The sequence below is a fragment of the Kallipyga massiliensis ph2 genome, from assembly GCF_000311985.1.
GTDB classification, from domain to species: domain Bacteria; phylum Bacillota; class Clostridia; order Tissierellales; family Peptoniphilaceae; genus Kallipyga; species Kallipyga massiliensis.
Genome location: NZ_HE978585.1, coordinates 420,072 through 440,392, shown reverse-complemented (window position 1 = coordinate 440,392; position 20,321 = coordinate 420,072). Strand labels below are relative to the sequence as shown.

At 56.4% G+C, this 20,321-nt stretch carries 17 protein-coding genes; 4 read left to right on the top strand and 13 right to left on the bottom strand.

Annotated elements, in window-relative coordinates:
- Window positions 1–68: 68 nt before the first annotated feature.
- The 7 genes from HGKM_RS01940 to HGKM_RS01910 form a co-directional block, all read right to left on the bottom strand.
- Complete coding sequence (locus HGKM_RS01940; protein WP_019133641.1) at window positions 69–296, bottom strand: DUF951 domain-containing protein; 228 nt, start codon at window positions 294–296, stop codon at window positions 69–71.
- 3 nt (window positions 297–299) lie between these two features.
- Window positions 300–1,145, bottom strand: coding sequence for a mechanosensitive ion channel family protein (locus HGKM_RS01935; protein ID WP_019133640.1), 846 nt, complete (start codon window positions 1,143–1,145; stop codon window positions 300–302).
- A 13-nt stretch (window positions 1,146–1,158) separates the two neighbouring features.
- Window positions 1,159–2,547: a hypothetical protein gene (locus HGKM_RS01930; RefSeq protein WP_019133639.1), complete on the bottom strand. Its 1,389-nt coding sequence runs from the start codon at window positions 2,545–2,547 to the stop codon at window positions 1,159–1,161.
- 57 nt (window positions 2,548–2,604) lie between these two features.
- On the bottom strand, window positions 2,605–3,978 hold the full coding sequence (locus HGKM_RS01925) for a hemolysin family protein (RefSeq protein WP_019133638.1): 1,374 nt from the start codon (window positions 3,976–3,978) through the stop codon (window positions 2,605–2,607).
- A gap of 663 nt (window positions 3,979–4,641) precedes the next feature.
- Window positions 4,642–5,541: an undecaprenyl-diphosphate phosphatase gene (locus HGKM_RS01920; RefSeq protein WP_019133637.1), complete on the bottom strand. Its 900-nt coding sequence runs from the start codon at window positions 5,539–5,541 to the stop codon at window positions 4,642–4,644.
- A complete protein-coding gene (locus tag HGKM_RS01915; RefSeq protein ID WP_019133636.1) occupies window positions 5,526–6,563 on the bottom strand; it encodes a PP-loop family protein in 1,038 nt (345 codons plus the stop codon). The genes HGKM_RS01920 and HGKM_RS01915 overlap by 16 nt, the downstream gene beginning before the upstream one ends.
- Window positions 6,563–7,426, bottom strand: a complete 864-nt coding sequence (locus HGKM_RS01910; protein ID WP_019133635.1) for an MBL fold metallo-hydrolase — start codon at window positions 7,424–7,426, stop codon at window positions 6,563–6,565. Before HGKM_RS01910 ends, HGKM_RS01915 begins: the two co-directional genes overlap by 1 nt.
- Window positions 7,427–7,671: 245 nt before the next feature.
- On the opposite strand from HGKM_RS01910, the gene HGKM_RS01905 reads away from it, so the two are divergent.
- Window positions 7,672–8,100 carry a hypothetical protein gene (locus tag HGKM_RS01905; protein ID WP_019133634.1) on the top strand — a complete coding sequence of 143 codons (429 nt, stop codon included), beginning with the start codon at window positions 7,672–7,674 and terminating at the stop codon, window positions 8,098–8,100.
- Window positions 8,101–8,348: 248 nt separating this feature from the next.
- Entirely contained in the window at window positions 8,349–11,087 is a 2,739-nt protein-coding gene (locus HGKM_RS01900) for a cation-translocating P-type ATPase (RefSeq protein WP_019133633.1), read from the top strand.
- A 77-nt stretch (window positions 11,088–11,164) separates the two neighbouring features.
- On the opposite strand, the gene HGKM_RS01895 is transcribed toward HGKM_RS01900, so the two are convergent.
- Window positions 11,165–13,174: a hypothetical protein gene (locus HGKM_RS01895; RefSeq protein ID WP_154645898.1), complete on the bottom strand. Its 2,010-nt coding sequence runs from the start codon at window positions 13,172–13,174 to the stop codon at window positions 11,165–11,167.
- Between the two features lie 166 nt (window positions 13,175–13,340).
- On the opposite strand from HGKM_RS01895, the gene HGKM_RS01890 reads away from it, so the two are divergent.
- Together HGKM_RS01890 and HGKM_RS01885 are read left to right on the top strand one after the other, a co-directional pair.
- On the top strand, window positions 13,341–13,619 hold the full coding sequence (locus tag HGKM_RS01890; RefSeq protein ID WP_019133631.1) for a hypothetical protein: 279 nt from the start codon (window positions 13,341–13,343) through the stop codon (window positions 13,617–13,619).
- A gap of 8 nt (window positions 13,620–13,627) precedes the next feature.
- Window positions 13,628–15,106, top strand: a complete 1,479-nt coding sequence (locus HGKM_RS01885) for a zinc ribbon domain-containing protein (protein WP_019133630.1) — start codon at window positions 13,628–13,630, stop codon at window positions 15,104–15,106.
- 88 nt (window positions 15,107–15,194) lie between these two features.
- On the opposite strand, the gene HGKM_RS08155 is transcribed toward HGKM_RS01885, so the two are convergent.
- The 5 genes from HGKM_RS08155 to gyrA are packed head-to-tail and all read right to left on the bottom strand — an operon-like array spanning window position 15,195 to window position 20,272.
- Window positions 15,195–16,379 (bottom strand): NUDIX hydrolase N-terminal domain-containing protein, encoded by a 1,185-nt coding sequence (locus HGKM_RS08155; protein ID WP_019133629.1) that lies wholly within the window; start codon window positions 16,377–16,379, stop codon window positions 15,195–15,197.
- An 11-nt stretch (window positions 16,380–16,390) separates the two neighbouring features.
- Window positions 16,391–17,173 carry a SigB/SigF/SigG family RNA polymerase sigma factor gene (locus tag HGKM_RS01875; RefSeq protein ID WP_019133628.1) on the bottom strand — a complete coding sequence of 261 codons (783 nt, stop codon included), beginning with the start codon at window positions 17,171–17,173 and terminating at the stop codon, window positions 16,391–16,393.
- A gap of 10 nt (window positions 17,174–17,183) precedes the next feature.
- Entirely contained in the window at window positions 17,184–17,519 is a 336-nt protein-coding gene (locus tag HGKM_RS01870) for an ATP-binding protein (protein ID WP_019133627.1), read from the bottom strand.
- Window positions 17,506–17,835, bottom strand: coding sequence for an STAS domain-containing protein (locus tag HGKM_RS01865; RefSeq protein ID WP_019133626.1), 330 nt, complete (start codon window positions 17,833–17,835; stop codon window positions 17,506–17,508). The genes HGKM_RS01870 and HGKM_RS01865 overlap by 14 nt, the downstream gene beginning before the upstream one ends.
- Before the next feature lie 43 nt (window positions 17,836–17,878).
- Complete coding sequence (gene gyrA / locus HGKM_RS01860; protein ID WP_051010870.1) at window positions 17,879–20,272, bottom strand: DNA gyrase subunit A; 2,394 nt, start codon at window positions 20,270–20,272, stop codon at window positions 17,879–17,881.
- Window positions 20,273–20,321: the final 49 nt, after the last annotated feature.

The window sequence follows — 20,321 nt, the reverse complement described above, 5'->3', positions numbered from 1 at the left end:
TAATGCAGTGTGTTTGACAAAACGCCTTGCATCAAAAGAAGCATCTCTTGAATAAGATTATCCTTTTTTTATTCATCCTCCCCTATGTAGTGGAGGATGGAAACGAATTTTCCCTCCTTGTTTTGAATCTTCCGCAGGCTCTTATGGAAGGCGGGCCGGTCCATCCAGACCTCCCGACCACAGCCGGCGCATTCCAGCTTGATTTCGGTCCCGGTCCGGCGGATGATCCAGGCATTCGTCCCGCAGGGATGGCCTTTTTTCAGAACGACCACATTGCCCACCCGGTAATTGACCATAGCTCACTCTCCTTCCACAAGGACCGGCCCCTGGCCCAGGAGGTCAGGGCGGTGGTCCTGGAGGGCCTTGAGGCAAGCCTCCCGAACCTTCCTCTGGGCAGCAAAGCGGTGGTCATAGTCCGAAACCAAGCCGATCCGGTAGAGATAGGAATAGGCATTGACCTGGTCGATCCCCATGTAAGTGGGTTCTTCCAGGAAGAAGTCCCCCTGGTCTCGGTAGAGGGCCAGGGCTGCCGGCTGGAAGATGGCCTGAGCCTCTTCCGGAGCTAGTCGGATGGGGACGGAAAGGGTGACGTCGCACTTGACCCGGTTCCGGGTCGTCCGATAGTTGATGATGGTCTTGATCTCGGAGTTGGGGACGATGATGAGGACTCCGGTGTATTGGATAATCTTGGTCCGGCGGAGGCCGATTTCCACCACCTCCCCCTCCTTGCCGGCAAATTCCACCCAATCGCCCACGTTGAGGTCGCCGTCAACCAGGATGAAGAGGCCGGAAAAGAGGTCGGCGATGATCCGCTGAGCACCAAAGGCCAGGGCGATACCGCCGATCCCGGCCGCCGTTAGAACCGAGGCGGTGTTGATGCCGAAGAGGTCCAGGATGATCACGGCGGTGAAGAAGTAAATCAGGAAGGTCAGGGTAGACCGGGCGATGGAAAGAATGGTCTTATCCCGTTCGTTGGTCCCCTTCCAGGTCGATTTCTTGGCATAGACCTGGGAAAGAAAACGCCAGAATACCTCCCGGATGATCTTGGCCAGAAGGATGAGGACCCCGGAGATCAATAGGGCGCCCAGAATTCGGGGCAGGTGGAGGCTTTCCTCCATCCAAAGAATCAGGTTTTCCAGTCTCATGCGGTCTCCTTTCCTATTTCTCTTGGGTCTTTTCCGGGATCTTTTCTTCCTGGCCCAGATCCACCCGGTTCAAGGGAACCAACCCTTGGTCGGTGACGGCAGCGGGGGCTCCATCCAGGTTTTGGATGATGGGTTGAGAAATGCCCTTTTTCAAGACTAATTTGCCTTCTTTCACCTCCCCATTTAAGTGGGCCAGCTTTCCTTCGCCAAGGGCATAGATTTCCCTTTGGAAGGTTGCCAGCTGGCTGGGGATAAAGTCCAGAGGCAGGTCCTGGACCTCCCAGTTCTCCATGTCGATGAGGCGGACCTTGGCCCCGTCCAAGATGGCCAGCTTGTCTCCAATAGCCCAGTCTCGGACCCTGGTGAAGGGGATGGACCGGACCATGGCCCCCTCCCGAATGACCAGGAGGCGGTCAGCAGAAAGGACCAGCCAGGCCCCCTTGGGTCCTTCTTTGACATCCAGAAGGGGACGACGGGAGGGCAGGAGGATGTCGGGCCGACCCTCCTCATGGATAGCCAGAAAAGAGAGGGTCCGGTCTTCGGGGGGATAGGGGGCGATCCCCACATCCCACTCCACCTGACCCTGGACGACCAGGTCCTTTTGGATGGGACCCCCGTCCAACCGGGCTGTCCCCATAGCGGTTTTATAGAAGGCATAGGGGATGGACCGGGCTTCCTGGACCTCCCGGACCTCCAAATTTCGGTCGAGGAGGAGGACCCGGTCCGGCAGGGCCACAGCCACTCCCCCGTCTTCCAGGGGCTGGAGCCAGAGGGCTTTGGCCTCCTCTTTCTCATGGACCGTCTCGCCCGAATCCATGTCCAGGACCTTGATTTTTCCATCCGCCAGGGCATAGATCATGGGGCCATAGGCCAGGTCACTCACCTGCTTGCCCAAGGCCACCCGGAAGCGCTCCTGGCCGCCCTCCCGGGCCACTATTTCCGTCCCCTCCAGGTAGTAGAGGGTATTTCCCTTGAGGATCTTTTTCTTCCAGGCTTCCTCCACCTTGATAGGCTGGGTCAGAACCTGGCGGTTCCGGAAAAAGGAAATCGCCAAAAAGAGAAGAACGATAAGGGCCAGCCCGGCCAGGGTCCACTTGAATTTTTTCCGGATAAAGTCCCTTCCTCCGGCAAGGAAGTCCTTGACCATCGATGGCTCCTGGGCGAGATTCGGCCCCGGACCTTCCCCTGAGCCCTCCGCCCGGTCCACCGGGCTCTCTTCCTCATAGGCCCGCCAGGGGAAGATTTCTTCTTCCTCTTCTTTCTCTTCTTCCTCTTCTTTCTCTTCTTTATCTTCTTCGTCCTGGTCCGGGGTCACCTTGTCCGCAGGAGCGACATCGTCCGGAACCACCTCGGTCTCAGCAGGTTCCCGGTCATCCGGGCTTGTTTTATCCATCGGGTCCATGGCCCCCCCTTTCTCGTAAAAAAAGACCTGCCCCGGGTCGGCTGGCAGGTCTTTGGCTTAGAATCGTTCTTTGTCTTCCGTTTCCGAATCCTCATCCTGCTCTTCGGGGTCGTACTCGATCCGGACTCGGGCAAAGCGCTTGTTTTCAATCTCTTCCACCATAAAATGGATCCCCTGGTAATAGACGTAGGGCTGCTCGCTATCCTCCGGGATCCGTCCCATGAGAAAGTAGAGGAGGCCGCCCAGGGTGTCGTAATCTTCGTGGGCCTCATCCAACCGGCTGCCCAGGTTGGTGTTGAGTTCTTTGATGGACAGGGTCCCTTTAGCGTACCAGATGTTATCCGAGACCTTTTCAATTTCCGGCTCATCCGCATCATACTCATCGTCGATGTCGCCGACGATTTCTTCCAGGAGGTCCTCCATGGTCACGATGCCGGAGAAGCCCCCGTACTCATCGATGAGGACCGCGAAGTGGAAGTTGTCCTCCCGCATCTCCCCGAAAAGCTCGTTGATGTTCTTGCGTTCGGGGACGAAGTAGGCGGGGCGGATGATGTCCCGGAGCTTGATACCGTCAAAGCCCGACTTGTAGGCAGCTTGGAGAAAGTCTTTGATGTAGAGGACCCCGATGATGTTGTCAATCTCATCGTCATAGACCGGGATCCGGGAATAGCGAACGGAGAGGAGCTCATCCAAAAACTCGGAGATGGGGTCGTTGATGTCGATGCAGAAGACCTCTGTCCGAGGGGTCATAATCTCTTCCGCCATCTTATTGTCGAAGGTGATGATGGAATTGATCATCTCCTCTTCGATGTGGTTAATGATGCCCTGGGACTGGCCCACGTTGATGATGGACTTGATGTCCGACATGGTGACCTGCTCTTCCGAAGAGGAAATCTCAATCCCCATCAAGCGGAGGATGCCGTTGGTGATGTTGGAGAGGAGGGAGACAAAGGGCCGGAGGATCTTGGAGGCCCACCAAAGAAAGGTGACCGCGGAAAGAGAAAAGCCGTCCGGATTTTGAAGGGCCAGACGCTTGGGGATGAGTTCCCCAAAAACGATGGTGAGAAAGGACAGGACCACGGTCAAGAGGACCGTCGCCACCTGGTAGGGCGAGGGCAGGCCCAGTTGGGCAAACCAGACCCCCAGATATTGGGCAAGACCCGTTGCCGCTGCCGCTGAGTTGAAAAAGCCCGCCAAGGTGATGCAGATTTGGATGGTTGACAGAAAGCGCGAAGGATCCTCCATAAGCTTGAGGATCCGCTTGGCCTTAGGATCCCCCTCCTCCGCATGCTCCTTCATCCGGTGGTCATCCACACTCACCAAGGCCATCTCCGACGCCGCAAAAAAGGCATTGATCAGGATGAGGATGAACATCACCACCAATTGGCTAATAATACTTCGGGCTCCAGGGTCAGTTTGCGCAGGGTCCATATGTTCTCCTTAAGTTCTTCCGTCTAGGGAGGCTTCAACCGGTTCGAATGCGACCTATTAAGCTATTTGGTCGTCGTCCACGGGCGCACTCGCTAGGACAGAACAGTTAGGTTTATTTTATCATATTGGACCGGGATGGAGGGAAATTTCCCTTCGGGCGGGTTGTTTGGAGCCGCCACCCTGGCTAGGGCCTGATTTCCTCATGAGTTTGGGTAGCTACCCTTGATGGCAAGCCGCCTTCGGCGGTGACTCCTGCCTCGGGCTCTGAACTCATGAGTTGCTCGATTCTTAAGTATCCTTCAATCCTGATTTTCCTGTCATTTCGCTAGTTGTCAGGGTTTCAAGCCCTGATATTTTCACAATCCGATAAATTATCAGGGCCCTTTTTCACCCTGCTATTTTCATGATTTAGCAAATTATCAGGGCCGTTGACCCTGATATTCTTGCGATTATCTTATTTGTCAGGATCTTTTTTGACCCTGCTAATTTTGAAATCTAATCAATTGTCAGGGCGCCGAACCCTGTTATACTCATGAGTTTTCTATTTAACAGGGTTTTATCCCTGGCTCGGGCAAGGTTCAGCTGTTGGTAAGACATTCTTGTAAAATGGCGACAAAAAAATCCCCCCTAGTAGAAAACTAGGGGGGCGCTCAACCATGATTCCTACAACAAGCTCTTCACCAGCATATAGACCACCAGAATGGCGGCCAGGCCGATCCGGTAATAGCCGAAGACGGCGAAATCCTTCCGCTTGATATAGTCCATGAATTTCTTGATGACGATATAGGCCACGATGAAGGAAAGGACCAGGCCCAGGAGGATGAGGAACCACTGGTAGAGGGTGAAGCCGCCCAGGTTTTTGATGACCTTGAGGAAGGTGGCGCCCAGCATGGTGGGGATGGCCAGAAAGAAGGAGAATTCGGCGGCGGCGACCCGGGATGAGCCCAGGATCATGGCCCCCAGGATGGTGGCGGCGGACCGGGAGGTGCCGGGAACCAGGGCCAGGCATTGGAAGCAGCCGATGAGGAAGGCGATCCGGAGGGGGAGGTCGCTGACCTCTTCATAGGCAGCGGAGCCCCGGCCGGCGTTCCATCTTTCGATGGCCAGGATGAGGACCCCATAGAGGAAGAGGGTGGCGGTCACGACGGGCATGTTCATGAGCTTGGCATCGATCATGTCGTCGAAAAGGAGGCCCAGGATGGCGGCCGGAATGCAGGCGACCAGGACCTTGCCCCAAAGGCGGAGAGTCTTGGCGTCGGCGGCTTGGGTCAGCTGATAGTGGACCTTGGTCTGGACGTTAAAGTCCTCATAGCGACGGGGCTTTTGGGGGTGGGGCTTGTTTTTGGACCAGGGGTTGAGGCGGTCAAAGTAGAGGACGACTACCGACAGGATGGCCCCCAGCTGGATGATGACGGTGAAGGCGTTGGCAAAGGCCTCCGGGGAGAGCTTGATGAAGTCGTTGACCAGGATGAGGTGGCCGGTGGATGAGATGGGGAGGAATTCCGTGACCCCCTCCACCAGGGACAGGATGGCTACTTTAAGAATGTCTAAAAGGGTTCCCATGTTTGATCTCCATAATGTTCTAAAAAGCTGTGGTGGACCCCGTGGTTGACATAGCCCAGGATGGCATCAACTGCCACATTCTGGCCGGAGCGGAAGATGGAATCTTCCACCATGGGGTTCTCCTTCTTGAGTTCTTGGATCAGGCCCTTGACGAATTTTCGCCGGGAGCCTTCGGATTTCTGGGTTACGGTGCAGGCACAGTCAAGGGCCTTGAGTCCCACCCCGTCCCGCCAGCGGATGATGGCCTCCTCTTTGATCAGGACCATGGGCCGGAGGAGGTCCATATCTTCGAAATTCCGGGCGACGATCTTGGGCATCATGACCTTGAAGTTGCCGGAGAAGAGAACGTTGAGGAGGGTGGTTTCGATGACGTCATTGTAGTGGTGGCCCAGGGCCAGCTTGTTGCAGCCCATCTCTTTCGCCTTGGCGTAGAGGAAGCCCCGCCGCATCCGAGCGCAAAGATAGCAGGGGGCCTTGGGCTCCTCGCTGTCCGTCACCTCGAAGACGTCCGACCGGTAGATGGTGGCCGGGATGCCCAGCCAGGCCAGGTTGAATTCCAAAAGCTCCCGGTTGATGGGGGCATAGCCCGGGTCCATGGCTAAAAATTCCACGTCAAAGGGAATCTTGGAATAGCGGGAGAGAATTTGGAAGAGCTTGGCCAGGAGGAGGGAATCCTTGCCTCCCGAGATGGCCACCCCCACCTTATCCCCCGGCGCCAGCATGTCATATTCCTTGAGGGCCTTGGTGAACTTGGCCACGGTGTCGATCCGGTAGGTGGTCTGGATCTTGTGTTCGATCTCTCTCATGGGGAGGAGGTCCCGGCCGAAGTATTCATAGGCTCGGGGGTAAGCCCGGGCGACGGCTTCCTCATGGCTCTCCCCCTCCCGGACCTGGACCCCGATGGTCTTGGCATCCCCCACAGGGATGGTGTTGGCTTGGGCCAGGTCCTCCGGTCTGAAATTCCGGCGGAGGATGTCCTGGCCGGTTTCCATATGACGGTCTTCCATATGACGGTCTTCCATCATCCCCTCCTTTCTTTCTCTACCAATGGACCCGGGCTGATGTCGCCGGCATCCGGACAATTTTCTTGATCGTAGCGGCAGGTGTAGACCCTCGATGCCGCATGCCGGGGAGCCACCTTGATGGTCATCCCCCGGTCGGGATCGATGCCCTCCTCCATGAGGACAGCCCGGACCGTCGCCAGAGAAATCTCCGGCGTATTATTTTCTTCGGATAAGTGGGCCAAGAGGACCACCTCATCCTTCCCCCGAAGGAGGCCGGCCAAGGCCTGGCCTGCCTGGCGGTTGGAGAGGTGGCCCCGGTTGGACAGGACCCTTTCCTTCAGGGGCTCGGGATAGGGGCCATTCAAAAGCATGGCCACATCATGGTTGGCCTCCAGGTAGAAGATATTGGAGTCCGCAATCCGGTCCATGATCCGGTCATCCAGAAAACCCGTGTCTGTCAGGATCGTGGCCTTCTCCTCCCGGCTGGTGAAGGTGTAGCCCACCGGGTCCACCGCATCATGGTGGATGGGGATGGCCCGGACCTCCAGTCCCTTCCACTCAAAGGCCTGGTCGTTTCTGAAGACGATCCGGTGGTTGGGGGCAATTCGTCCCAGACGCTTGGCCATGGCCCCCCAGGTATTCTCATTGGCAAAGACCGGGATCCGGAAGCGCCGGCTCAAGACCCCCACCCCCTGGATGTGGTCCGCATGCTCATGGGTCACAAAGATCCCATCCAACCGCCTGGGGTCGATGCCTGCTGCCTGGAGGATCTCCTGGATTTGTCGCCCCGACTTCCCCGCATCGACCAAAAAGCAGACTTGGTCGCTCTCCACATAGACGCAGTTTCCGGAGGAACCCGATGAAATGGACTGGACTTTCATAAGCGCTTCCTTTCTATCACAATTAATTAGAATACTAAAGAAAGGGGGAGATGACAAGATGATTGGTGGGGGTGGAGCTCGAGGGATCCGCATGTGCTGATCCTCCTTATTCGATCAATTTTTTGAGGCTAGGGGGAAATACAACTCCACTTAATATTTACAATTTAGAATTAACAAGGTATAATTTATCTAGGAAAAGGTTTATCTAAATGTTTTAATGTATGTATTAAGAAAAGGAGTTGATGATGAAAAAAACTACTTTACTCCTACTTGTTCTTTTGCTGGCCATTACATCTTGTCGTCACCCTGGAGAAAACAACAAATTAGAAGGCAACTTAGAGAATCCAAAGGTTCAAGAGGCGATCAAGGAAAAAGCCTCCGGTTCTCAAGCATTTCTTGTTAAACAAGAAAAAGAAGGATTCTCCCTTATTCTGGTAAAAAAAGAATCCGATCAATACCTCACAGAAGTCTACACCTCTGTTTTTCTTGGCCCAAATGGCCTCGTTAGGGTGGAAGATCCCACACAGGACCCTCCTCTCTTAGGGAAGGAGACAGGAAAGGATCTATTACCTTTTGCCACAGCCAGTGATATCCAAAAAAAATATTTACCGGATCTGATTCAAAAATATGAGGGGGAAGGGTATGAGACCGTTTATTTAACCCCAATGGAGTAGTGGGTAAAACACCTCTTATCTTGATCTTCAAAAAAAACCTCATTCGTTCACAAGCTTAATCGATGCCCCCTTTACCGGAAACTCCGGTAAAGGGGGTTTTCTCTTTTCCTATTGATAATAGAATCGTCCCCTTTGGGGTATAAAAGAGGCCGTGTTATAATCTAGCTATGCAATTTTTCTGCCCTCATTTTGCGATCGAGGATGACTTATCCGGATCGATCGCCTTGCCCTTATTCGAAGGAGGTTTTATGAACTGGTACCAAGAATCCGTCCAGGAGGTGGAGAAGGCCTTGTCCACCCAGGCCGACCGGGGTCTTTCCCCTGCGGAAGCCCAAGCCCGCCTGGAGAAATATGGCCCTAACAAGCTGTCGGAGTCCAAGAAAAAGCCCTTTATTGAAAAGCTGATCGACCAATTTAAGGATCCTTTGGTCATCATCCTGATCGTGGCCTCCATCTTCTCCATGTTCACCGGAGATATGGTCGAGGCCATCATGATCATTGCCATCGTCATCCTCAACGCCGCCCTTTCCATCTACCAGGAGGGAAAGGCGGAGGATTCGGTGGCCGCCCTCCAGGAGATGTCCTCCCCCAATGCCAAGGTGGTGAGAGAGGGCCGGTCCATGGAGGTCAAATCCGAGGACCTGGTCCCTGGCGATGTGGTCCTCCTGGAAACCGGGGACATCGTTCCGGCTGACCTCCGCCTCTTTGAATCCTCCAACCTCCAGATCGATGAGTCCTCATTCACCGGAGAATCCGTCGCCGCGGAGAAGGACGCTGCTACGTCTTATACCGATGAGGTGGGCATTGGGGACCGGGCCAACTACGCCTACTCCTCCACCATCGTGACCTATGGCCACGGCAAGGGCATCGTCACGGATACGGGCCATGAGACGGAGATCGGGAAGATCGCCTCCACCATCGAATCCTTCGAGGAAGAGGCCACCCCCCTCCAGCGCAAGCTCAACGTCCTCTCCGGTCAGCTGGGCAAGCTCATCATCGGCGTGGCCATCTTTGTCGGCATCCTGGGCTTCATCGCCGGCAATGAAATCACCGACATCATCATGACCGCCATCTCCCTGGCGGTAGCCGCCATTCCTGAAGGGATGACCGCCGTCGTCACCATTGTCCTCTCCATCGGGATGAACCGGATGGCCGAGCGCAACGCCATCGTTAAAAAACTCCTCTCCGTGGAAACTTTGGGCACCACCACCGTCATCTGCTCGGATAAGACCGGAACCTTGACCCAAAACGAAATGACCGTCACCAAGATCTTCACCGACGACGAAGTCCTGGAAGTGTCCGGAACCGGCTACGCCCCCGAAGGCGAGATCACCAGGGAGGGCCAGAACCTGGATGCCGGGGAACATGAGGTCCTCCGGACCATGGTCACCATCGCCGCCTCCGCCAACGATGCGGAAATCACCGAACACGAGGGCAACTACGACTGCCTGGGCGACCCGACGGAGGGAGCCCTCCTGACCATGGCCGCCAAGGCCCATGTGGATATCCAGGGCCTGGCGGACCGGATCCCCCGCCTGGCGGAAATCCCCTTCGACTCTGACCGGAAGATGATGACCACCTTCAACGAAGGTTTCTTCGAAGGGAAGGTCGCCTCCTTCACCAAGGGCGCCCCCGACATCATCATCGAAAAATCCAACCGGGTCCTCCTCAATGGAGAGGTCCGGGAATTTACCCCCGACCTGAAAGAAAAGGCCCTGGCCATGAACACCGACTTCGCCTCCCAAGCCCTCCGCTGCCTGGGCTATGCCTACCGGACCTGGGACGGTCTGCCGGCAAAGGAAGACCAGACCTCGGATAAGGTCGAAAAGGACATGGTCTTCGTGGGCCTGACCGGGATGATCGACCCCCCGCGGCCCGAAGTCAAGGCGGCCATTGCCGAAACCAAGTCCGCCGGCATCACCACCATCATGATCACCGGGGACTACCTGGAAACCGCCTACGCCATCGGCAAGGATCTGGGCATCTGCCAAGACAGGTCCCAGGCCATGATGGGCCGGGAACTCAACGATAAGACCCCCGAAGAAGTCCAGGAGATCGTCAAAACCACCCGGATCTTCGCCCGAGTTTCCCCGGAAAATAAGGTTCAGATTGTCGAAGCCCTCAAGGCCAACGGCGAAATCACCGCCATGACTGGGGACGGGGTCAACGACGCCCCCGCCATCAAGCGAGCCGACATCGGGATCGCCATGGGGATTACGGGGACCGACGTGGCCAAGAACACGGCCAACGTCATCTTGACCGACGATAACTTTGCCACCATCGTCAACGCCGTCGAGGAAGGCCGGACCATCTACTCCAACATCAAGAAGTTCATCTCTTTCCTCCTCTCCTGCAACGTCGGTGAAGTCATCGTCATCGCCGTGGCCATGATCATCGACATCTGCTTGATCTTCTCCAAGAGCGGCCAGCAATTCCCCACCCCCCTCTCGCCCATCATGCTCCTCTGGCTCAACCTGGTCACCGACTCCCTCCCGGCCCTGGCCCTGGGGATGGAACCCGGTGAGCCTGACATCATGAATGTTCCCCCGAGAGACCCCAAAGAAGCCATCATCGACGCCAAGATGAAGCGGTCCATCATCGTCCAGGCCGTAGCCATTGCCGTGGCTACCCTGACCTCCTTCGCCATCGGCTACTACTACTTTGGCCAAGGCCTGACCGGGGCCGAAAAGCTGGCGGAGGGCCGGACCATGTGCTTCTCCACCCTGATCCTGGCCGAGCTCTTCCGGGCCATGGCCGCCCGGTCCGACACCTACACCATGTCCCAGATCGGTTGGTTCTCCAACAAGTCCATGAACTACGCCATCCTCATCGGCGTCGCCCTCCTCCTCATCGTCCTCTACATCCCCCAGCTCCGGGACCTCTTCGATGTGTCCTTCATGACCCTCAAGGAATGGGTCCCCACCCTGATCCTCTCCATCATCCCCTTCGCTGCTACCGAAGTTTACGAGGGCATGAGCCGGCAGTAAGACGAAAATCTAACAAAACAAAAAAGCGGCGTCGGAAGGAATTTTCCTTCCGGCGTCGCTTTTTTCTTTCTCCCCTCTCATCCTTCCGAAGCCAGGTCCTCATATCGGATAGGATCGGTCCGCCCCTCGAAGCGGGAGAGGGGAACCGCCTTCGACCAAGCCGCCGAAGACAGGGGGAGCTCCTGGAAGTTCCTCTGGAGATAGCGGTTGACATCGACGATGGTCGCATCCTCACTCGGCCCACCGGAGAGGGCCAGTTGGACCCCGCCTTGGATGACGTTCTCCGCCAGGTCCATCATGGCGTCATAGTCCTTCCGGCTGGCCAGGTAGACCCCCCCTTTGTAGGGAACCAGGTAGGCGCCCTTGTAGTCGTCCTTGAGGTCCTCATAGGTCAAGGTCTGGCCCAAACCCTCCGGCTGGTAGAAGGTCAGGCTCTGGTCTTGCCCGGCCGTTTCCGGATAGGCGGTCCGGTAGATGGTGAAGGTGAGCTTGTTTTTCCCCCGGGACTGGGAGGTCAGGACCAGACCCCCCTTCTTATAAATCATGTCCCCATTTCCGTAGGGGTAGCAGGCCTGGACCAGGAGGCCGGCTTTAGAGGGCGTCAAAATAGCCCAATAACCCTGGACATTTTCCCGGGTCTCCCCCCGCATGGAAGCGTGGATGAGGTATTCCGGGTGGCCATCCCTATCCAAGTCCACCAGGCCCACCTCATAGGCCGGCTCGGTTGTCGGCTTATTCTTACGCAAGTCCTCGATCCCCAGGCGGTCAAAGGGGCCGGCTGCGTAAAGGGGAAGGTTGTATTCCCATTCCACTCGGAAGGCATCATTGAGGAGCTTATCAGTCAGCTTCTCCCACTCTTCCTCCGGACTCATGGTCTCTTCAAACGGACCTTCCTCATTAACCTCCGTCCCCTCTTGGACCAGCTTTTCTATCCGGTCCAGGGTCAGGGGCGGCGTATCCATGGCGGAGAAGACCTTATCGACTATGGCCCCCTCCTTGGCCTTTCGGTAGAGAACCAGGCGGAGACCCGAATCGACCCCCTTCCAGGTCTCCACCAGGGATTCCAGGTCGGGATCAGCGGCGATGGCTTGGGCCTCTTCGGGGCTAACTACCCGGACGGTCAGCTTAGAGGGATAATCCTCTCCCTGGCCCCTTTCTCCCGAATGAAGCCGGGAAAGGAGGTCGGCCGAAGTCAGTCCCTGGAAACTCGCCTCATGGCGGCTATAAAGGTCATAGCCGTCCTTTCCGGCCTGGACAAAGACCTGGCGGGAAAGGTCGGGGTCCCCGGAAAAGTTCAGGGAAAAGGGGACCGGGGAGGAGGAAGCACTCGCCAGAGGAAGGTTGGAAGAAATCCGAGGATTCTCAGAAGATCCGGCCAGGATCCGGTTCCCCTTTGCCATCTTCTTCTCCGGATCCGGCTTGGCCGCTTCCGGCTCACCCGACTCCTCCGGATTCCCGGACCCTTCTTCGATGGACTGGTCCGGATAATGGATGGACAGCTCCCGGGTTGCCTTGACGGAATTGGACAGGTTGGGTTCTCTCAGCTTGTCGGCCTCATAATTCGCTTCTTTGGGGGCATCCGCCCCCTCCTTTTCCTCCCAAACAACCTGTGGCAGGTCCTCTTTCTTTTCTTGGGATTCCTCCAGGGCGACTTCATTCCCCGAATCTTCATGCTTAACCAGGGTCTTGGGCGGGCCCCCTCTCCATCTAAAGAAGAGGACGGCCAGGAGGGCCAGGCCGGCCAGGCCAACCAGGGCCCCGACCTTCTTTTTGTTGGCCCCTTCCCGAAATAAATCCTCTTCCGGGTCGGAAAAATCTTCCCCATAATCTTCTTCGTAAACCGGGGGGTAGGCCTGGTCCAGGTCCTCTTCGAAGGTGTAATCCCCATATTCCTCATGGTCGGCCTTCTTCCAGACCTTCCTGGACTTGCCCGGTTGATAGACCTTGACCCCTTCATCATCCACTTCCCCATACAAAGACGGGTTGTCCAATCGGTCGGGGTCGGTCCCTCTATCCGTGTTATCCTTTACCCACTGGGGGATTTTGGGGTTATCCTTCCCCCAACCCGGTAAGGTTTCTCTTGCCATATTCACTCCTTCAATGACCTCCATAGGTCAATTCAAGATCCTTTTTCTCATTTATATCCAAATTTTATCAAGGGATTTTGAGGATGAAAAGAAGAAACTTCCTCCTTAATCTACTATACTGGAAGAAAGACTTTATTCACACTATCTTTACCCGGAAAGGTCAGCTATGTACGAACGAATTTTAGAGAATACGAAAAAAATCAGCCTGATCCTCATTGCCCTGGTCCTGGTCATCCTCCTGGTGGCCATCGGGGTTATCCACCAGGTCACCGGGGTGCCGGCCCTGGCCCCCCAAAAGGCCGCCTTGCCCGAGGAGGTGAGGGCGGCCCAGGAATCCACTGCTGAGGATCCTGCCTCTGATGAGGCAAATCTCAACAGGGAAGGTGATGGCTTTGCCGTGATCATTGACGGCAAGGCGGCCGGCCAAGTCGCCGGTCAAGAATAGGAGGGGCCATGTTTTGTCCAAAGTGCGGATCATGGAATCCGGAAGACGAAAAAACTTGCCGGGCCTGCGGGGCTACCATGAACAAGGAGGAAAAACCGGAAGAAGAAATGGAGTCCACCCAGCCCCTGACCCCCATCCCCACGGAAGATAAGGATAAGGATGCCACGATAGGTTCCAAGGAGGACGTCTCGGAAGTCACCGATTCTCCGGAAGATGAAGTTCCTATCGCCGAAACGCTTCCGATTGAAGAAGAGGCCTCTAAGCTGAACCTGGACCCGGACCAGTATTTGGAAAGGGCCCGGTCCTACGGGGAAGCGGATTATTATGAGGAATTCTTCCATCCGGACAAGGCTCAGGCTCCCTATCGGCCGACCCCGCCGCCTCCTGCCCCCCGGAAGAGGGGGTTCTCTGCCTACCAGACCATCTTAGTGGTGGCCCTGGTGGCCTTCCTGGTCATCCTCTTCTTCGGCCGACGCCTCCTCCGACCCCGCTTCACCCCCCAGGCCGTCAGCGAACACTTCTTTGTTGCCCTGGCCAACAATTCCCCCAAGGAAGCCCTCCGCCTCCTCGACCGAGAGGAAGAATCCCTCCAGCTCAATGACCAATCCCTGGCCATCCTCCAGAAATTCTACCAGCTGGACAAGGTCTCCTCCTACTCCGTTATCGACGAAGGCTTCATCATGGACACCATCAAAGGCAACAAGGGGAATTTGAAAAAGGACCTGACTATCGAATACATGGTGGAAGGGTCCCAGGAAGTCTACAAGTTCCCCCTGACCCTGGAGAAAAAGAACACCCGGTCCTTCCTCTTCTTTGACAACTGGAAAGTTCGCCCCGAAACCTATGCCCTGGATGAGTTCCAGGTCAAGGTCCCTCCCTCCGCCCAGGTCTCCATTGACGGAAAGATCGTCAGCCAAAACTTCCTGGATACGGAGCGGGGTGATGACGGTTGGGATGTCTACCGCCTGCCCGGCATCCTCCGTGGTGACCATCTCCTGGAGATCTCCGGCAAGGGGGTCCCCCTGGTAAAAACAGTCATCCCGGTGGATGACCGCCATAAGACCCTATCCATGGCGGACCTCCCCCTCAGCCCGGAGGCCATCCAGGCCCTCAATCAACAAGCCCTGAAAAACTTCCGGACCATCCTCCTTGCCGCTGCCCAGGACAAGGACTTCGAGACCATCGCCCCCCTCTTCCTCCATGAGGATGGTATCCGTCAGGATGCGGAGAGGAAATACCAGGCCCTGAAGAATGACCTCAAGAAGTATTCCCACTTCACCGTGGACAAGGTCCGGGTCCAGGCCTTCCCCAAGACTGACGAAGTCCTCATCAAAGCCTCCTGCACCAAGACTCTGACCCAAACCAGCCTATGGGAAAAGCTAGCCGGGGCCTTTTCCTCCGACGACTACACCATGAAAGTCGCCTTCCGCTTTGTCGACGGAAAATGGGTCCAGGCCAACTTCAACGCCGCCCTCCCCTGGGACTAGCTGATGGCCGGTCCATGAGGCGAAAAACTCAACAAAAAAAACGACCTCCACAGGTCCTGAGCCAGTGGAGGTCGTTTTTTATTGTTCATCAGTCGAACCGGCTTTCCCAATGGTCCGCTTGGTGGGCTTCGTAGCAGAGGCGGATGGAGGCTTCATTAACCCTCCCCGACGATAGGGGCGGGAGCCGGTCAATGGGGAAGAAGGCTGCTGCCTTGGTTTCGGGGTTGACCTTGAAGTCTGTGACGATCTCAATCCCCTCCTCGTTGACCTTCCCGGCCCAATCCGTCCGGCAGGTTACATAGCACTTGTAGACTTCGTAGGGGATGACTTCCTTATAGTCATTCTCCGACCGATTCTGGACAGTAACCAGGCGGTGGGCGGTAACGGCGATGCCCGCCTCTTCCATGCACTCCTTCTCGGCATTTTTCCGCAGGCTGATTCCGGCATCGCACCATCCACCCGGCAGGGACCACTCCCCATTCCGCCCTTCCAGAACCAGGAGGACCCGGTCCTCCCGGAAAACGGCCGCCCGGACTTCCACCTTGGGGGTTTGGTAGCCCTTGTCGCCGGCAAAGAGGCCCAGAACTTTTTCCGTCGTCACCCCGGTCTTCTCCGCCATCATCCGGGAAGCGATCTGCCGGATCCCTTCAAAGCGCTCCTTATCGAAAGGATCTCTCGTGTATTCCAGGCCCTGCTGAGCATAAAACTGGAGGGTCTTGGCCCAGTCCAGCCAGGGTTCCATTCCCTCCCGGGGATGGGCATAGGAAATGAGCTGGTGCCAATAGTAGAGGAGGCGGTAACGGACCGGTTCGGCCAGGCTCTCATCGTAAACCAAAGAGAGGTCCATGGGGACCCACTTGGCATCCATGGTCTCCCCCTCCTGGAGTCGGACCTCTTCAATGGGAAGGTCCTGGTGGAGGAAGTAGGCGTGGAGAAGGTGCTGGCCATTGATGGAAGGAAGTTTTCCCAGGAAGACCAGGTCATCCGGGTCAGCCGAGATCCCCGTCTCCTCCTCCAATTCCCTCTGGGCGCTCTCCTTGGGGTCCTCCCCTGACAGGCAGGCGCCCGCCGTATTCTCCCAAAGGCCCGGCCAGGACTTGTTCATGGCCCGCCGGGTCAGGAGGATCTCCCCTTTGGAATTCAGGGTGAAGACGCAGACAATGTGGTTATGGCTTCCCTCCGGATATTGGTCCCCCCTTTGGAAAGTCCCCAGCAAATGGTCGTCCCGGTCAAAGAGGTCAATCCACTCCCTTTCTTCATATTGGTCGGACATCATAGGCTCCTTTATTTTTCATCCACGGTCACATTGAGGGTGGTCCTGAATTTGCTGATGATCTTCTTTTCCAGGCGGGATATGGTCATCTGGGAGACATTGAGTTCCTCCGCAATGGAGATTTGGGTCCGCTTGTCATAATAGCGGTAGTAGAAGATCTTCTTCTCCAGGTCGTTGAGGGATTCCGTCAGCCGGTCCACGACATCGTTGAAATCCACATCCTCATAGGCCTCATCCTCCACCCCGATCATATCCCCCAGGTTGATCTCCCGGTCATCTCCGGAATTGTCGAAGGTCATATCCAGGGATTGGGGGGTGTAGACCTTGGAGGCTTCCATGGTCTCCAAGACCTCTTCCACCGAAACGCCCAGCCGGTCAGCAATATCGTCCACGGTCGGCTGACGCTGGAGCTCTTGAGCCAGGGAGGACCGGGCCAGGTTGACTTTTTTGGACAGCTCCTGGATCCGCCGGGGGACCCGGATGACCCAGCCCTTGTCCCGGAAATAGCGCTTGATCTCCCCGACAATGGTCGGCGTAGCAAAGGAAGAAAATTCGTAGCCCTTGGATACATCGTAGCGGTCGATGGCAAAGACCAAGCCCATACAGGCCACTTGGTAGAGGTCATCATATTCGATGCCCCGGTTGACGTACTTCTTGGCCAGGATTTCCGCAATATAAAGGTGGTCGGTGATGAGCTTGTTCCGGAGTTCCAAATCCCCCGTCCGGGCCAGATCCTCGAATTCCTCCCTTACCTTATTTTTTTTCATCTCTTTTTCTTTTTTCTTCTTGGCCATAGGGATTCCTTTACCGTCCTTTGGTCAGGACAAAGCCGTCTTTCCTCTCCTCCACCCCATCCAGAAGGCTCTCCATGATCATCCGGTGGAGACGGCTCTCCTCCGAATCCTCCGAGGGGGCCTGGGCCAGGATGGCAATGGTGATCCGGTCGTCTTCTTCCGAAAAATTCACCCGGATCCGTTCATTGTAGGGGAAAAGATAGTTTACCGCCTCGCTCACGCAGACCCGGAGGTCGTCCACCGCCTCAATATCAAAGCCCATCTTCTGGGCAATAGAGGCCGTGACCAAGCGGAGGGTCGTCACATACATGGGGTCGGAGGGGATGACCAGACTAACAGTCTCCATCAGGTCCTCCCATCTCAAATTCCTTGTCCAGCTCCGTAATGTAAAAGAGCTTCTCGATGGAGGGCTTGGCATGGAGGATGGCCACCTTGTGGTCATTCACCCGAGCCCTCTTGAGGACGGAAATCAATGCGCCTAGACCCGTGGAATCCAGGTAATCCAGGGAGGCCAGGTCCAGGAAGATATCGGCCGGCCGGTCCTCATAGGCCAAGGCCAGCTCGCTTTTCAGGCGGGGAGAGGCGTTGATATCCAAATCTCCCTTCAATGCCACCCGATGTTCATCCCGGGGGCCCTTGTCGATGTGTATGGAAAAAGCCATAGTAACTCCTTTCAAAGTCCGGGCTTGGTTGCCATGGAGGGGCTTACTCTTCCTCATCCATGGATTCGATATATTTGGCGACCGCCGCAATTTCGTCGTCCTCACCCTTGACCGTCTTGAGCTTGACCCCTTGGGTCGCCCGGGTCTGGGTCGTCACATCCGCCACATTCAGGCGGATGAGGTCGGAGGACTGGCTCATGAGAAGCATCTCATCGTCCTTTTGAACCAGGATCCCACAAACCAGGTCACCGGTCTTTTTGGTGATCTTATAGGTTTTTAGTCCCTTTCCTCCCCGGTTCTGGAGGGTGTAGTGGTCAATCAGGGTCTTCTTCCCGTATCCGCCCCGGGTGGCCGTCAGGAGGTAGTCATTCTCCCCGACCAGGTCCATATCGATGACTTCATCGCCGGCGTTGAGGTTGATCCCCTTGACCCCCATCCCGGTCCGACCGATGGGCCGGACGTCCTTGAGGCTGAAGCGGATGGCCATTCCCTTCTTGGTCACGATCATGGCCTCATCGTCCCCCTTGCCGATTCGGACGACCCGAAGCACGTCGCCTTCCGCCAGGGTGATGGCCCGTAGACCGGAGGAACGGACGTTGCGGAAATTCTCCACGTCGCATTTTTTGATAATTCCTTGGGCAGTCACAAAAAGGAAGTGGGTGTCGTCGCAGGGCTCTTCGCTGATGGGGAAGAGGGATTCCACATACTCGCCCGCCTCTAACTGGAGGAGGTTGACGATGGCGGAACCCTGAGCGATCCGGGATCCTTCCGGCACTTCATAGGCATTTAGGGAATAAACCTTGCCCAAGTTGGTGAAGAAGAGGAGGACATCGTGGGTGGAGACCACATAGAGGTTTTTCACATAGTCCCCCTCCCGGGTGGTCATCCCCCGAATCCCCTTGCCGCCTCGGTTCTGGACCTTATAACGGTCGGTCGGGGTCCGCTTGATATAGCCCCGCTGGGTCATGGAAATGACCATATCCTCTTCTTTGATCAGGTCTTCGATGTTGATTTCATCCGCTTCCGGAAGGATTTGGGTCCGCCGCTTGTCGCCGTAACGGTCCTTAATGTCCTTGAGCTCTTCTTCAATGACGGAGATCAGGACCCGTTCGGACCCCAGGATTTCCTTAAAGCGGGCGATCTGCTTGAGGAGGTCCTGGTATTCCTCATCCAGCTTCTCCCTCTCCAGGCCGGACAAGCGCTTGAGCTGCATGTCCAGGATGGCCTGGGACTGGACATCGTCCAAACCGAAGCGGTCCAGGAAGATGGCCTTGATCTGCTGGTTATCATAGGAGGACCGGATAATCTTGATGATTTCGTCGATGTTGTCGATGGCGATCCGAAGGCCCTCGATGATGTGAGCCCTCTTTTCCGCCTTGTCCAGGTCGAATTGGGTCCGGCGGGTCACCACATCCTTCTGGTGGAGGATATAGTATTCGATGAGTTCCTTGAGGGTTAGGACCCGGGGCTGGCCATCCACCAGGGCCAGGTTGATAATCCCGAAGGTGACTTCCATCTGGGTGTATTTATAAAGGTTGTTGAGGACCACCTTGGGGATGGCATCCCGCTTGAGGTCGATGACGATTCGCATTCCCGTCCGGTTGGTATCATCCCGGATGTCGGAAATGCCCTCGATCCTCTTTTCCCGGACCAGGTCGGCGATCTTGGCAATCAGCTTGGCCTTGTTGACCTGGTAGGGGATTTCCGTCACCAGGATCCGGTTCCGGTTTTTGATCGTTTCAATCTTGGCCACGGCCCGGAGGGTCAACTTGCCCCGTCCGGTGGAATAGGCCCGGCGGATGGCCTTCTTCCCCATGATGGAGGCCCCTGTGGGGAAGTCGGGTCCCGGCAGGTACTTCATGAGCTCCTTGAGTTCGATCTCGGGATTGTTCATGTAGGCGATGCAGGCATCAATGGTCTCCCCTAAATTGTGGGGGGCCATATTGGTGGCCATGCCGACGGCAATTCCGGCCGACCCGTTCACCAGGAGGTTGGGGAAGCGGGAAGGAAGGACCACCGGCTCCTCTTCTTCTTCGTCGAAGTTGGGCTGAAAGTCCACGGTATTTTTATTGATGTCCCGAAGCATTTCCTGGGCCAGTTTGGTCATCCGGACCTCGGTATACCGCATGGCGGCCGCCCCGTCGCCATCGACCGACCCGTAGTTGCCCTGGCCGTCAGCCAGGGGATAACGGATGCTGAAATCCTGGGCCAGGCGGACCACGGCATCATAGATGGCCGAATCCCCATGGGGGTGGAAACGTCCCATGACGTCCCCGACCAGACGGGCGGACTTCCGGTAGGGCTTATCCGGGGTTAAACCCAGGAGACTCATTCCATAGAGGATCCGCCGGTGGACCGGCTTGAGACCGTCACGGACGTCCGGGAGGGCCCGGCCGACAATGACGGACATGGAATAGTCTAAATAGGAGGACTTCATCTCCTCTTCCAGGTCGGTCGGGAAGATGTTCTCGTCCGCGGCAAAGGCG